11 protein-coding genes and 1 tRNA gene are annotated in these 15,055 nt (G+C 42.1%); 8 read left to right on the top strand and 4 right to left on the bottom strand.

Features of this window, described 5'->3' with window-relative positions; all coding sequences use genetic code 11:
- Positions 1–108: 108 nt before the first annotated feature.
- The 3 genes from NBH01_RS04685 to NBH01_RS04675 are packed head-to-tail and all read left to right on the top strand — an operon-like array spanning position 109 to position 4,491.
- Positions 109–915 carry a DUF8479 domain-containing protein gene (locus tag NBH01_RS04685; RefSeq protein WP_250700014.1) on the top strand — a complete coding sequence of 269 codons (807 nt, stop codon included), beginning with the start codon at positions 109–111 and terminating at the stop codon, positions 913–915.
- Between the two features lie 29 nt (positions 916–944).
- Complete coding sequence (locus NBH01_RS04680; protein WP_055220002.1) at positions 945–1,619, top strand: inorganic diphosphatase; 675 nt, start codon at positions 945–947, stop codon at positions 1,617–1,619.
- A 4-nt stretch (positions 1,620–1,623) separates the two neighbouring features.
- On the top strand, positions 1,624–4,491 hold the full coding sequence (locus tag NBH01_RS04675; RefSeq protein ID WP_502801500.1) for a bifunctional fucokinase/fucose-1-phosphate guanylyltransferase: 2,868 nt from the start codon (positions 1,624–1,626) through the stop codon (positions 4,489–4,491).
- Between the two features lie 62 nt (positions 4,492–4,553).
- Here NBH01_RS04675 and NBH01_RS04670 read toward each other — a convergent pair.
- Positions 4,554–4,626, bottom strand: a tRNA-Arg gene (locus tag NBH01_RS04670).
- Positions 4,627–4,845: 219 nt separating this feature from the next.
- Between NBH01_RS04670 and asnA the strand changes: the two genes are divergently transcribed.
- The 4 genes from asnA to NBH01_RS04650 all read left to right on the top strand — a co-directional run bounded on the left by asnA (position 4,846) and on the right by NBH01_RS04650 (position 8,526).
- Positions 4,846–5,883, top strand: a complete 1,038-nt coding sequence (asnA, locus tag NBH01_RS04665) for an aspartate--ammonia ligase (protein WP_008759769.1) — start codon at positions 4,846–4,848, stop codon at positions 5,881–5,883.
- 5 nt (positions 5,884–5,888) lie between these two features.
- Positions 5,889–6,551 carry a uracil-DNA glycosylase gene (ung, locus tag NBH01_RS04660; protein WP_062694581.1) on the top strand — a complete coding sequence of 221 codons (663 nt, stop codon included), beginning with the start codon at positions 5,889–5,891 and terminating at the stop codon, positions 6,549–6,551.
- A gap of 430 nt (positions 6,552–6,981) precedes the next feature.
- Positions 6,982–7,332, top strand: coding sequence for a hypothetical protein (locus NBH01_RS04655; RefSeq protein ID WP_011108146.1), 351 nt, complete (start codon positions 6,982–6,984; stop codon positions 7,330–7,332).
- A 612-nt stretch (positions 7,333–7,944) separates the two neighbouring features.
- Positions 7,945–8,526: a Crp/Fnr family transcriptional regulator gene (locus NBH01_RS04650; protein WP_062694579.1), complete on the top strand. Its 582-nt coding sequence runs from the start codon at positions 7,945–7,947 to the stop codon at positions 8,524–8,526.
- Here NBH01_RS04650 and NBH01_RS04645 read toward each other — a convergent pair.
- Together NBH01_RS04645 and NBH01_RS04640 are read right to left on the bottom strand one after the other, a co-directional pair.
- Positions 8,523–11,231, bottom strand: a complete 2,709-nt coding sequence (locus tag NBH01_RS04645) for a putative LPS assembly protein LptD (protein WP_062694577.1) — start codon at positions 11,229–11,231, stop codon at positions 8,523–8,525. The two genes, NBH01_RS04650 and NBH01_RS04645, sit on opposite strands and share 4 nt — an antisense overlap.
- 90 nt (positions 11,232–11,321) lie before the next feature.
- Positions 11,322–11,858 carry an HD domain-containing protein gene (locus NBH01_RS04640; protein WP_011108149.1) on the bottom strand — a complete coding sequence of 179 codons (537 nt, stop codon included), beginning with the start codon at positions 11,856–11,858 and terminating at the stop codon, positions 11,322–11,324.
- 75 nt (positions 11,859–11,933) lie between these two features.
- Here NBH01_RS04640 and NBH01_RS04635 point away from each other — a divergent pair, with 75 nt between their 5' ends.
- The gene (locus tag NBH01_RS04635) at positions 11,934–13,097 is read left to right on the top strand and encodes an exo-beta-N-acetylmuramidase NamZ family protein (protein WP_225629871.1); all 1,164 of its coding nucleotides are present in this window, start codon (positions 11,934–11,936) and stop codon (positions 13,095–13,097) included.
- On the opposite strand, the gene NBH01_RS04630 is transcribed toward NBH01_RS04635, so the two are convergent.
- On the bottom strand, positions 13,086–14,444 hold the full coding sequence (locus NBH01_RS04630; RefSeq protein WP_062694572.1) for a purple acid phosphatase family protein: 1,359 nt from the start codon (positions 14,442–14,444) through the stop codon (positions 13,086–13,088). The two genes, NBH01_RS04635 and NBH01_RS04630, sit on opposite strands and share 12 nt — an antisense overlap.
- Positions 14,445–15,055: the final 611 nt, after the last annotated feature.

The raw sequence follows: 15,055 nt of genomic DNA, 5'->3' as shown, positions 1-15,055 counted from the left end.
CCAGCAACTATCTCCTCCATTCTGTTATATCTCTCATATTTTATGACTATCTTTGCTTCGTATATCTCTTTTTATCCCAAGAACAAATGAATTCTAAATAAAAAAACAATGGAAAAATTAGTAAGAAGACCGAATGCAGTGATATTGTTTATCAGCTTGTCACTACTGATGATGTTAACCACCAGTTGTCAGGAAATCAAACTCAAAGCAGCCATTGAGGTTGCCAACAAACAATGCCCGATGGAAATGGGCGAGGCCGGCAAAATCACCAGCATCGTCTTTGATGGAGAAAACGTAGTGTATACCTTTTACTTAAACGAAGAGATTGCCAATATCAAAGCCCTGCAGAAAAATCCGGAAAGCATGAAGACTTCCCTGAAAACCATGTTCCAAAATCCGTCTAAAGAGGTGAAAACACTACTGGATCTCGTAATGAAATGCAAAGCTGGTCTGCAGATGATATTTATAGGAAAAGATTCAGGAGAACAGGTAGTCTGCGAACTGACAACGGATGAAATTAAGGAAGCTCTCAATGCGGATGTCAATGCTTCCGAAAGTGAGCTGGCAAAACTGGAATCACAGGTTCATATGGCGAACTTACAGTTCCCGATGAAGGCTAGTGAGGAAGTGATAATCGAGAAGGTCGAGCTCAACGATGAAGCAGTGATTTATATCTGTCGCGTTGACGAAGACCTGTGTGATATGGACCAGATTGAAGCAAACGCAGTAGAGGTAAAAAAAGGCATTGTCGAAACATTAGCCGATCAGACGGATATTGCTACCCAACTATTCATCAAATACTGTGTGAATTGTAACAGAAATATAACCTACAGATATATCGGCAATCAATCGGAAGTTCAACACGATGTGGTCATTACCGTATCTGAACTAAAAGATCTGCTGAAAAAAGAATAAATACCAAACAGATTCCATCTAACTCAATTATGAAGAAGAAACTGAAAGCCGTCCTGTTCGATATGGACGGCGTACTCTTTAATTCAATGCCCTATCACTCCGAAGCATGGCATCAGGTAATGAAAACCCACGGCCTTGATCTGAGCCGTGAAGAAGCATATATGCACGAAGGACGCACGGGGGCATCGACTATCAATATCGTATTTCAACGTGAATTAGGAAAAGAGGCCACACAAGAGGAAATAGAAAGTATATATCACGAAAAAAGTATCCTGTTCAATTCTTACCCGGAAGCAGAACGTATGCCCGGCGCATGGGAACTTTTGCAGAAAGTAAAGAGTGAAGGGCTGACTCCTATGGTAGTCACCGGTTCGGGACAGCTTTCTTTGTTGGAACGTCTGGAACACAATTTTCCGGGAATGTTTCAGAAAGAGCTGATGGTGACCGCTTTTGACGTTAAATATGGCAAGCCCCATCCGGAACCTTATCTGATGGCTCTTAAGAAAGGAGGCTTGAAAGCGGATGAAGCTGTTGTGATTGAAAACGCACCTTTGGGCGTGGAAGCAGGACATAAAGCCGGAATTTTCACAATCGCGGTCAATACCGGTCCGTTGGACGGACAAGTGCTGCTGGATGCCGGAGCCGATCTGCTGTTTCCTTCTATGCAGGCACTCTGCGACAGCTGGGATACAATCATGTTATAAACCAATAAACACCGATTCTACTATGCAAAAGTTATTATCCTTACCTCCCAACTTAATTGACAGTTTTCATCAACTGGAAGAAGTGAATCATACTGACTGGTTTTGTACATCAGACCCTGTAGGCAGCAAGTTAGGTTCCGGCGGCGGAACAACCTGGCTGTTGCAGGCGTGCCATCAGGCTTTTGCACCGGAAGAGACTTTCAGCAAATGGATTGGAAACGAGAAAAGGATTCTGCTACATGCGGGAGGACAAAGCCGCCGCTTGCCCGGCTATGCTCCTTCGGGCAAAATACTGACTCCCATACCGGTTTTCAGTTGGGAGAGAGGACAAAAGCTGGGACAGAATCTGCTGTCACTGCAACTTCCGCTATACGAAAGAATCATGAAGCAGGCCCCGAAAGGCTTGAACACGCTGATAGCCAGTGGAGACGTATATATCCGTTCGGAAAAACCGCTGCAAGACATTCCGGAAGTAGATGTCGTATGTTATGGTTTATGGGTGAACCCTTCACTGGCTACTCACCACGGGGTATTCGTATCGGACCGCAAGAAGCCGGAAGTGCTCGACTTCATGTTGCAGAAACCTTCTTTAGAGGAATTGGAAGGATTATCGAAGACCCATCTTTTCCTGATGGATATCGGTATATGGATATTAAGTGACCGTGCCGTAGAGGTACTGATGAAACGGTCATTGAAAAAAGGCACGAATGATATCAGCTACTACGATTTATATTCGGATTATGGTCTGGCACTGGGAGAGCATCCCCAAACGGCAGACGACGAAGTAAACAAACTTTCGGTAGCAATCCTGCCTTTGCCCGGCGGAGAGTTTTATCATTTCGGAACGAGTCGGGAACTGATTTCTTCCACGCTCGCCATACAGGATAAAGTGCATGACCAAAGGCGTATCATGCACCGGAAAGTAAAACCGAATCCTGCCATCTTTATACAAAACTCGTTTACCCAAGTGAAGTTATCTGCAGAGAACGCCAATTTATGGATTGAGAACAGCCACGTAGGAGAAGGATGGAAATTAGGTTCACGACAGATTATTACAGGAGTTCCCGAAAACCATTGGAATATAAACCTGCCGGACGGAGTCTGCATCGACATCGTTCCTATGGGAGACGCAGCCTTTGTCGCACGGCCTTATGGGCTGGATGATGTTTTCAAAGGTGATTTAAGTAATGACTCGACCACCTACTTGGGGAACTCTTTCACACAGTGGATGAAGGAAAGAGAGATTGGGCTGGAAGACATAAAAGGACGTACAGATGATCTGCAAGCTGCTCCTGTTTTCCCCGTAACGACTTCCATCGAAGAACTGGGCCTTTTAATACGCTGGATGATAGCCGAACCGCAATTGAAAGAAGGAAAAGAGTTATGGCTGAGAGCTGAAAAACTATCCGCTGACGAGATATCGGCACAAGCGAACCTGGAACGTCTTTACGCACAGCGTAGCGCTTTCCGCAGGGATAACTGGAAAGGATTGTCCGCCAATTATGAGAAGAGTGTATTCTATCAGCTTGACTTGCAAGACGCAGCCAATGAATTTGTCCGGCTCAATCTGGATGTTCCCGCTGTCTTGAAAGAGGATGCCGCACCCATGGTGCGTATACATAACCGTATGCTTCGGGCACGTATCCTGAAGCTGCAAGGCAATGAAGGCTGCAAAGAAGAACAAGCCGCGTTCCAGCTACTCCGTGACGGATTACTGGAAGCCGTTGCCGGAAAAAAGAACTATCCTAAACTCAATGTTTATTCGGATCAGATCGTATGGGGGCGTAGTCCGGTGCGCATTGACGTTGCAGGAGGATGGACAGATACACCTCCCTACTCTCTCTATTCGGGAGGAAGTGTAGTCAATCTGGCGATTGAGTTGAATGGGCAGCCGCCGCTACAGGTATACGTCAAACCATGTCACGAGTTCCATATCGTACTTCGTTCCATTGATATGGGAGCTGTGGAGGTTATCCGAAGTTATGAGGAATTGCAGGATTACAAGAAAGTCGGTTCGCCTTTCTCCATACCGAAGGCAGCACTTACCTTGGCAGGATTTTCCCCATTATTTGCGGCAGAATCTCATGCGTCATTGGAAAAGCATCTGAAAGCGTTCGGTTCAGGACTGGAAATCACTTTACTGGCCGCCATTCCGGCAGGTTCGGGACTAGGTACCAGTTCTATTCTTGCATCTACCGTACTCGGAGCTATCAATGATTTTTGCGGACTGGCATGGGATAGGAACGACATCTGCAACTATACACTGGTATTGGAACAATTGCTCACCACCGGCGGCGGATGGCAGGATCAATACGGTGGCGTATTCCCCGGCGTAAAATTGTTGCAATCCGAATCCGGCTTTGAACAACATCCGTTAGTACGGTGGTTACCCGACCAGCTCTTTGTGCAGCCGGAATATCGGGACTGCCATCTGCTTTATTATACCGGAATCACCCGTACAGCAAAAGGAATTTTAGCTGAAATTGTCAGTTCCATGTTCCTTAACTCCGGAGTGCATCTGAGTTTATTGGCAGAAATGAAAGCCCATGCAATGGATATGAGCGAAGCTATCCTGCGAGGTAATTTCGAAACTTTCGGCAATCTTGTCGGCAAAAGCTGGATACAAAACCAAGCATTGGACAGTGGCACGAATCCACCGGCAGTAGCAGCTATTATCGAACAGATTAAAGATTATACACTAGGATATAAATTACCCGGTGCAGGAGGTGGCGGTTACTTATATATGGTGGCTAAAGATCCGCAAGCAGCAGGGTGCATCCGTCGGATATTGACCGAACAGGCTCCTAATCCGCGTGCACGCTTTGTTGAAATGACGCTTTCCGATAAAGGATTGCAGGTATCGAGAAGCTAGAAGAAAGGTCATATAAGAACAAAAATCCCTTGATAACTGCTGATTATCAAGGGATTTTCATGTGACCCCGGTGCGATTCAAACGCACGACCTTCAGAACCGGAATCTGACGCTCTATTCACTAAGCTACGGGGCCATTTCCTAAATGCGATGACAAAAGTATAAAAAATCTTCTCATCTTCCTAATGATTCATCTTTTTTTATAGTTCTTAAGTCAGTATTGCCCCTTAACATTCTGTTATTTTGAAATGCTTTAGAGCATATACTTTATCAATTTGACAATCTTTTAGAGAATATCCAATACAGATATTAATATTATTCCTATCTTTGCCGACAATTAACAATCAACAATCCTATGAGTTACTTGATAAAACCAAAGAACTATAAACCGTTACTCGACTTAAAACAAACAGAGTTGGGAATCAAACAAATAAAAGAGTTCTTCCAGTTAAACTTGTCATCCGAATTACGCCTCAGACGCGTGACAGCCCCTCTTTTCGTACTGAAAGGAATGGGTATCAATGACGACTTGAATGGTATAGAACGTCCTGTTTCATTCCCTATCAAGGATTTAGGTGACGCACAAGCAGAAGTCGTTCATTCATTAGCCAAATGGAAAAGATTAACTCTCGCCGATTACAATATCGAACCGGGATACGGTATCTATACCGACATGAACGCCATCCGTTCTGATGAAGAACTCGGAAACCTCCATTCGCTCTATGTAGACCAATGGGACTGGGAACGTGTCATCACCAACGAGGACAGAAACGTAGATTTCCTGAAAGAGATCGTAAATCGTATCTACGCTGCCATGATCCGTACAGAATACATGGTATATGAAATGTATCCGCAGATCAAACCTTGTCTGCCTCAGAAATTACATTTTATCCATTCGGAAGAACTACGCCAACTCTATCCGAACCTGGAACCCAAATGCCGTGAGCATGCCATCTGCCAAAAATACGGTGCCGTATTTATCATCGGTATCGGTTGCAAACTAAGCGACGGCAAAAAACATGACGGACGTGCACCGGATTATGATGACTACACATCCACCGGCCTAAACAACCTGCCCGGACTGAACGGTGACCTTTTACTTTGGGATGATGTACTGCAACGCTCCATCGAACTGTCCTCTATGGGTGTTCGTGTAGACAAAGAAGCGCTACAACGCCAGCTCAAAGAAGAAAACGAAGAAGAGAGACTGAAACTTTATTTCCACAAACGATTAATGGACGACACACTTCCACTATCTATTGGTGGTGGTATCGGTCAATCCCGTTTGTGTATGTTCTACCTTCGCAAAGCTCATATCGGAGAAATACAAGCCAGCATCTGGCCCGAAGATATGCGCAAAGAATGTGAGGAACTTGATATACACCTTATATAATTGCTATGAACGTACAAATAGAAGAAAGCTGGAAAACACACTTACAGCCTGAATTTGAAAAAGATTACTTTCGCACACTGACAGAATTCGTAAAAAGTGAATATAGCCAGTATCAGATTTTCCCTCCGGGAAAACTTATTTTCAACGCCTTCAACCTTTGTCCTTTCGACAAAGTGAAGGTAGTAATCATCGGACAAGACCCGTACCACGGACCGGGGCAAGCACATGGACTCTGTTTCTCTGTAAACGACGGAGTACCCTTCCCTCCTTCTTTGGTCAATATCTTTAAAGAGATAAAGGCAGACATAGGTACAGACGCTCCTACTACCGGTAACCTGACTCGCTGGGCTGAGCAAGGAGTATTATTGCTCAACGCTACTCTGACTGTACGCGCCCATCAGGCAGGCTCTCATCAGAATCGTGGATGGGAAGCTTTTACAGATGCCGCTATCCGCGCACTGGCAGAAGAACGGGAACATCTTGTATTTATCCTGTGGGGAGCTTATGCTCAACGCAAAGGAGCTTTCATCGACCGCAACAAGCATCTGGTACTTAGCTCTGCTCATCCCTCTCCCCTTTCTGCCTACAATGGTTTCTTCGGCAACAAACATTTCAGCCGTGCAAACGATTATCTGAAAGCAAACGGAGAAACGGAAATAACATGGTAAGAAGTTGAGAGTTGAAAATGGAAAGTTGAGAGTTGGCTGCACAATAAATGATGACGCTGCATAGTAACTCTCAACTCTCCATTCATCTTATTATTGCTAGATATTGTTATATATCTGTCTACACTTTTCTATTCTTAAATATCCGCATTAGCTTACCTTACACACCACTAAGTCTATTTAATCTTAAAAAATATTTCTCATACATAAAGCTAGCCAATAGATCAATCCTATAAAACAAGATTAAATCCAAACACCATATAATATTATCAGTATTTATTTCACTACTACAAAATATACAATGAACTATTGTTCATAAATTCTATAGAATTGAAAATCATTAATTTAAGTTCAGTTCTTTTTCCATAAATAATTCTACCTTTGCTTTGTACTCATGAGACAAAAAATTATCAACCTTTAAACCAAAAGTAAAATGAAACGAACAAATTTATTTTTCGGTTTGGCATTTGCATTATTCTGCTCATTGCCAATGTATGCACAAACAGTATCTGAAGATGTAGATATCAACACTACATCAGAATCTGCAACTCCCAGATTTGTCAACATGTTCATTAATGATAATGGTGCCATTTATCCCATTTACGTACCCAATTTATCTGAAAACACAAAGATTCAGGAAGTTTGGAATGAAGCCTCTGCTATCTTGGGCACAAGGTATTTTGATCTTTACTATAATGGTCAAAAGTTAAGCTTAGACAAGAGTTTCGCTGATTATTGGATCACAGGTAATATTTCTGTTTACCTTGAAGTTAGAAGACGCTAAACTGCCAACAAGTCTTTATAAAAAGAGTATGTTTAAAACGCAAACTCTTTTTATAAAGACTAATTCATAGATTTCAATTATTTAGAATAATTTTAATATATGATTTCTATAAAAACTACACCTATTAATACCACATAGTCTTCATCATCATGTTTGACTAACTTCTATCCATAACATCATCCTTTACCTATACCTACAAATTCAAATAGTTCTGTTCTCTATTATAACATCAAAATCATAGCAATTATCACTTTCAAGTAAATCTCATCACTATAATCACAAAATAAACAACAAAAAAAAGAAATAGATTATTTTATACAGCATAAACAATATGCAATCTTCACAATCACCAAGTTCTTCTATAAAAAAATCACAATAACGATTCTCTATAATCAAAATAATTTTAATCAATTTCATATCAGTATTCAAATTAGAGCACCCAGCAATTAGATATATACAGTATATTGTTGGTAAAATATCCTCTATTTATAAACTTAAGTTCATCAACACCTCCATGTTTGCATCTTTTATCACTACATATATCATATATATACTATTCTTCATTACATTTGTAACAAAAGATCTATTATAACTCACAATAACAAAAACAACATGTATAGTAAAAATGACATTAATATTGAAAACGACATAAAAGCGCTATCTACATACATATCAGCCTTTTCTATGATTAAATTGAAAAAATTATATAAAGTATTTACTTCTACAAAATATCCCAAGGCGACTATACTTGAAAATAAATTACTAAATGATTCATTTTGCATACTCACCCACGGAACTATAAGGCACTATACAATAGACAGCAACACATCAGAAGAACAAACATTAAGATTTACACTCTCAGGCAACTTACTGTGTCACTATGGAACAGCTACAGAAGCGACAGAATGCTTAAGTTGTCTGTCAGAATGCACAATTTTATCTATATCAAACGTGATTTTAGAAGAAATAGGAGAAGAAATAAATTTGAAAACATACAGTCTAAATATTATTAAAGAAAATTTAGAATTGGAAGTGGCTCTACTAAGAATGACTCCTGAAAAGCGATACACCAAACTATGTAAACAATATCAAAATTTGTTCCTAACAGTTCCATTAAAATACATTGCATCATTTTTAGGAATCACTCCCCAAGCTTTATGCAGAATTAGAAAGCGTTTACTAATAACACCCTAATACCACTGAATATTACTTTGCGTCTGACTTCTCTGCTCATATTTCAAGTCTTGAAGAATACTTGCATTAGCACGAATCGTAACATTATAGTATTTCCAACGTCCAAATGGTGAAAGACTGGCAGACAAGTTAAAGCAATGCAAATCACGAGAAATCGTACAGGAAGTCTGCGTTATTTCCTTCGCTTGGAAATCGTAACCCGAATTGAACGAAAGCGACCAGTTATTGGAAATCTTCACATTACCATTCATATTGATATTGTGAGTATAAGTAAACGGATAACGCATTGAATAACGGTTGATAGGCTTAGTCCTGTCCTCACGAATATTGAATGAATAACTGAAACTTAAAGACCAGGGCATCTTGAATACTTGATAACCATCCGGGTCGGCTTGCGCCTTCTCTACTTTCTTGGTCGTAGTTCCATCTTCCGCACCTTCAGAATCTTCTCCGTCTCCATCTTCTGACTCCTTCTTGTCTTTATCCTTCTCGTCTTCCTTCGGACCGAACCACTTTTTCCAGGTATCGTTATTAAAGGTATAGTTAAAAGAAGAACCATACCCTTGAAAACGTCCGAAACGTCCATACGACCATTCAGTTCGATTACCTTCGACCACATTACCACTTTTATCAAACGTATAAGCGTAAGTAGCAAATGATGCATTCATATTGAAAGTATAATTCTTTGTCAGTTTCAGTCGAAGATTCATACTCAAGGGGCTCCATGGCTTTTCCTTTGCAGCCATATTATATGACATATTCACACTCAAATCATCAATCAAACTGACTTTCTTTAATGTATCCTTCTTTGCATCAAAATACTTCATCTCTAAATTATTAGCCAAAGAGAAACTAACCGTCCCTGAACCTTCACGCGAAGGAACTCCAAAAGGCTGCCCCGTAAAAGGAGAATAATATTGAGTATTTCCGTTATTATCTGTATACTCTTCCCAGTATTTACTAAACGAAGGAGCACCACTAATGCTAACCTGCGGAGTGACAACGTGGCGAATTTGTATTTCCTTCTTCTTCATGAAAAGAGGCTTGTACATACCATACAGCTTAGTACTTAAAGACAAACTGGCTGAATAGTTGGATACGCGATAAAAGCCATTAATAGTATCATTCAGATTCTGTTCCAAACGTCCCGTTTCCTCATTATATGTCTGATTTATCTTGCGGGTGTACCAACGCTCCGTATAATTCACCGAAGGATTGACCTGCAAATACTTGAACAGTGTAAAAGTAGCACTGATAGGAATATTATGATTCATCGCATTTTCCCATCCGCTGATACCGGTCTTGAACAGACGGTCGTCCTTAGTACGGATACTGTTCGTCAGACGTCCTGTATAACTGATTGATATCTTCTCATACCAACGCTCGGCTCCGGCAGCCTTCTTCCGCTTGAAGGGAAACAGACGGCTCAATGTAATATTAAGGTCAGGAAGCGTTACTGCAATGGATGAGTCACGCATGGTCTGCGCAATATTGGTCGTTCCAGACAAGGTCAGACCGATATCGGGGAAACTACGGGAGTAACTGATACTTGATGTCTTTGTATTCTGAGTCAACAACTGGGAGTTATAAAGGTTGTTGATGTTAGATCGTTCGTAACTACTGGTAGAGAAGTTCACACTGGCGGAGAAAGTACTGTTCGGACTTGCCTTGGCATCCTGACGGTGGTTCCACACTACCTTGAAGTCTTTGGCAACCGTATAATCCGGCATTCCTTTGTCTCCGGTCTTGGTCACCTGATAATCCGCCTGCAATGTACCGGAGTATTTGTACCTCTTATTATAATTGGTCAATCCGGAAAGCCGCCATGAACCTTTCGTGAATATATCTCCTGTCAGCTTCAAGTCCATGATGTCACTCATAGCAAAGTAATATCCGCCTTCCGCCAGACCGAAACCACGGCTTGAATCATCCATATACGTCGGCATAATGAAACCCGAAGAATAGCTGCTGGAGAAAGGGAAGAAGAAAAACGGCACAGCCAGCGGCAGGGGAACATCTTCCACCACAAGATAGGCAGGTCCTGTCACTACATTCTTCTTGGGGCGCACTTTGGCTCTTGTCAACTGCATATAGAAGTGAGGATGGTCATGATGATCACAAGTCGTGTAGCGACCGTGCTCCATAAAGATTTCATCATTTGCTCCTTTCTTGGCTCTGCTACCGGTCACATAACCTTCACCCTGTTGAGTGATAATATCGGTGATTCCCGCTTTCTTGCTCTTGAAGTTATAGCTGATTGTTTCTGTATCGTATGCAGTTTCACCTTCTTTAAAGACAGGTTTACCTTTGATCGTTCCCGTCGTGTCTTTAATACCGTAGGCGTGTACTGTACTGCTGTCCAGATTCATGGAAATCACTTCCGCTGCCAGCTCAATGTTCTGGTAGTTGACTTTGCCGCTACCATAAAGCGTAGCGGCACCTCCCAATGTAAAAGTGGTGGAGTCGTTAGATTCATAAATAACCGGTGCATCGAGCGGTTGTTTCTTTGTCGGTGCTACAGAGTCGACGCGTACCACAACTGTATCCGCCCCTAACGAATCTTTCCTGTTAAGGGAATCCGTTTGTACAGTGTTGGAGGCAATCATCCCTCTTCTTCGACGCTGAGACGTAGCCTCATCAGGAAGCATCAGCAAGACAATCAGCAATATGAATGATATAATTATTTTTGCTCTCAATGGCGCCATTAACTAATAGTTTTACGCTTGAAGTGGCAAAAGTACACAATCTTCATCAATAATGCGTGAGAATCTCCGTTATTTAATTATTTTTTAGTGCTATAAAAACAAAGAGCACCACCCATCAAAGCGGTTTAGACCTTCTTCACCATATTTTGCAATGCTTTTCCGGGCTTTTTCTACTGTCTTTTCTTCGTCAAGATGAGTTTTAGAAAAGAATTTATCGGCAAAACAGATTATTTGCTCTTCCAGAGTGACGGGCACCATCTCACGATGAGGAACAGGAAGCTGGCGTTCTATGATTTCTTCCAGTGTCAGTCCGGCTCCGGTGTGACGTTCGCAAACCAGTGCATGGCGTTCAAAACCTTCTTTTCGCAAAAGGTCTGCACCCAGATAACCGTGTGCGATGTAGGGATGCTCTCCGAAACATTGGATGGTGGGAGCATCGGTCATAAAGATTCCTATATCGTGCAGAAGCGCGGCTTCTCTGACAAAGCTGCGGTTGATAGGTAAGTTAGGATGTGCATCTACAATCTTCAAAGCTTTTTGGGCTACAGAAAGGCTATGTATTAGTAGAATGTGTCGTTGTTCCGTATCCTGCGGATAAAATTTGTCGATGATTTCTATTGGATTCATACTTTTTCACTAGTTATTACTTGTTCCCTTACTGATAAATGATATTTTTGTGCAATATTACAAAAATTTACTGATATGCAAGCCAGAAGTTCCCTCATTCTTTTCTCTCTGTTCATAATACTGTGTTCTACATACGCCAGTGGAAAAGTAATTACGGGTGCCGAGCGTATGGATCAATACCTGCCGTTAATCAAAGGGAAACGGGTAGGAATGGTGGTAAACCACACTTCCATCGTCGGCACAGAGCCAATTCATCTGCTGGATACTTTATTAAAACAAAAAATCGATATAGTGAAAGTCTTTGCACCGGAACACGGTTTCCGCGGCAACGCGGATGCCGGTGAAACAGTAAAAGACGGAAAAGACAGCCGTACGGGAGTAACCATCGTCTCGCTCTACGGAGATAATAAAAAACCGACTGCCGCCCAACTGAAAGATATCGATGTAATCTTGTTCGACATCCAGGATGTGGGCGCACGTTTCTATACATATATCAGTACGATGTATTATGTAATGGAAGCTTGTGCGGAAAACAAAAAAGAGATGATTATACTGGACCGCCCCAATCCATGCGATTACGTAGAGGGACCTGTATTAAAAGCCGGATATAAAAGTTTTGTCGGAATGCTGCCTTTGCCGGTTCTTCACGGTTGTACTATCGGAGAGCTGGCGCAGATGATCAATGGAGAAGGATGGATGACTACCCAGGCAAAGACTTGTCCGCTGACTGTGATTCCCGTAAAAGGGTGGAAACACGGACAGCCCTATGTACTTCCCGTGAAACCATCTCCCAACTTGCCCAATGCACAATCCATCCGCCTTTATGCCTCACTTTGCCCTTTTGAAGCAACACGTGTCAGTGTGGGACGCGGAACGACCTTTCCTTTTCAGGTGTTAGGCGCACCTAACAAAAAGTATGGCGATTTTGCCTTCACTCCGCGCTCCCTGCCGGGATTCGACAAAAATCCGATGCACAAAGGAGTCACTTGTTATGGCGAAGATTTACGGAACGTAACAGACGTAAACGGTTTCACGCTCCGTTACTTTCTGCGTTTCTACCGTTTATTCGGCGAAGGCGCAGCATTCTTCTCCCGTCCCCGATGGTTTGACTTACTGATGGGAACGGATTCGGTACGCAAAGCGATCCTTAAAGGAGAATCGGAAGAGGAAATCCGTGACAGCTGGCAAAAGGAGTTGCAGACCTACCGTGATATGAGACAGAAGTATTTACTTTACTAAGGAACGGTTCCTCCACTTCTCAGCATTCCGTTCGAACTCTTCGGCCTTCTTTCCACTCAACCTTGCAGGCATTTCAAGTATCTCCGGAATGTCTTTTGCATTGTCAATGATTTGAGTGCCGGAAGCGTTCTTCACAATACGGACATCATCGTACAGTGAGTCATTCTCCAGATAAGCTTGCATCCGGAGCGTGTCTCCCGTCACGTCGATATGCTGGTAGAAACGGCGGTTCGTCCCGAAACGATCATACTTATCATTGAAAGATAGACGGTAACTCTTCGGGGAAGCGTGGCTTACCAGATACAACGGGGTGGTCATTTCGCCCTCATCGTTCTTATTAGTCATACGGGCATAGTTATGCTCATGTCCCTGAAGCACTAAGTCTACTCCATATTCACGGAACAGTCCGTCGAACATCCAGCGCACGGCAAGGTTGTTCGTCTTACCTTTTATAGAATATACCGGGTGATGGAGCATGACGATCTTCCATTTCTTTTTCGAAGCCTTCAGCGTTTTCTCCAGCCATTCCCGTTGAGAGAAGAGGAACCAAGGATCACGGTTACTATCCAGCGTGATGATAGTGGCATCGTTGTAATCAATAGAATATACATTATTATTTTTATACCTCGATTCGAGCAGATAAGAAAAGACATAAGCAAATCGTTTCTCCAAAACACGTACCAGTCCTTTTACATATTCATGATTTCCCGGAGAAACCAATATCGGTTTGGTGGGAGCTATGGAATCCACACTCTGATAGGCTTCATCCCAGTAACAGTTCATCGGACGCTCTGCAAAGTCACCGGCAAACATATAGAAGTCCGCCTGCGGATAGCGATGGCGCACATTTTCCATAAAGCCACGTGTCTTTCCACGCAAAGTATCCTGCACGTCACCTATAAATATAAAGGAGAAATGATCAGTCGAATCGGGTTGCATCGTGAACGAATACCAATCGGATGAGCGATCGTCATTCCATACCCGATAAGAGTAGGAATCGCCATAAGAGAGTTCTTTAAATTTTGCCCAGTTGGCATAACCGAACCCGCCCAGTGTACGGAGAAATTTGGAAGAGCCGTCAACGAGAAGAGTATCTCCGGAACCGATCTTTGTATATTCCAGCTTTGCCTGCTTGGAAACGCCTCCGCACACCCAGCTCACATTACGGGACAGTTCGCCGTCATTTCCGAATGTCAGAAATACCCGTTGCGGGTCTTCCGTCAGCACATAGCGTATTTCAGGGATATTGTGGAACCAGACTTTCCAGCGTATCTTACAAATGACACCACCGGCAATCAATATCAGGAGAACGATGCCCCAAGCTATTTTCTTCTTCGTAATCTTCATTTTTCCGATTTTAAAAACTGGTAGCAAAGATAAATATAGTGTCCCATAAATCGGAAATTATGTCCTTTTTTAACCTTTAACAAATTCACCTCTACATGAGAATTTAAATATCTAAAATTGCTGTCATCTGTCACCAAAAGCTAAATAACACACTGATTATAAGCTAATAAAGAGGTGACAGCAGGGCGTGACAGCATTGTGACAGCACATTTTGTTGTCACAATGCCGTCACGCTTTGCTGTCATATCCTGCTACTATCATATATTGCTCCTTGGAATGATAAATCAAAGAATAGCTTAGTCTAGTTGGTTTCCATGCGATGAAACTATAGTTCCAAAGCATTGAAACCAATAGTTTCAAGCCGCAGAAACTTTAGTTCCAAGCTGAAGAAACCAAAGTTTCAAGCAGAGGAAACTCCAGTTTCAAGACGATGAAACTAAAGTTTCATCAAGCAAAAAACAATTTCTACAATAGGAAACTATCAGCAGTTGATGTGTACTGGTTTTAGTTGACAACTTCGTTTGTTATAACTGAATTAGTTTACTCAATATACTTTAATATCTAAATAGGTTTACTTTTGTTATTCTTATTCCTATGTTAGTTGTCTTTTG

This window comes from Bacteroides sp. B1-V-101 (assembly GCF_023656585.1).
GTDB lineage: Bacteria > Bacteroidota > Bacteroidia > Bacteroidales > Bacteroidaceae > Bacteroides > Bacteroides thetaiotaomicron.
This window is presented reverse-complemented; position numbering and strand designations above follow the sequence as displayed.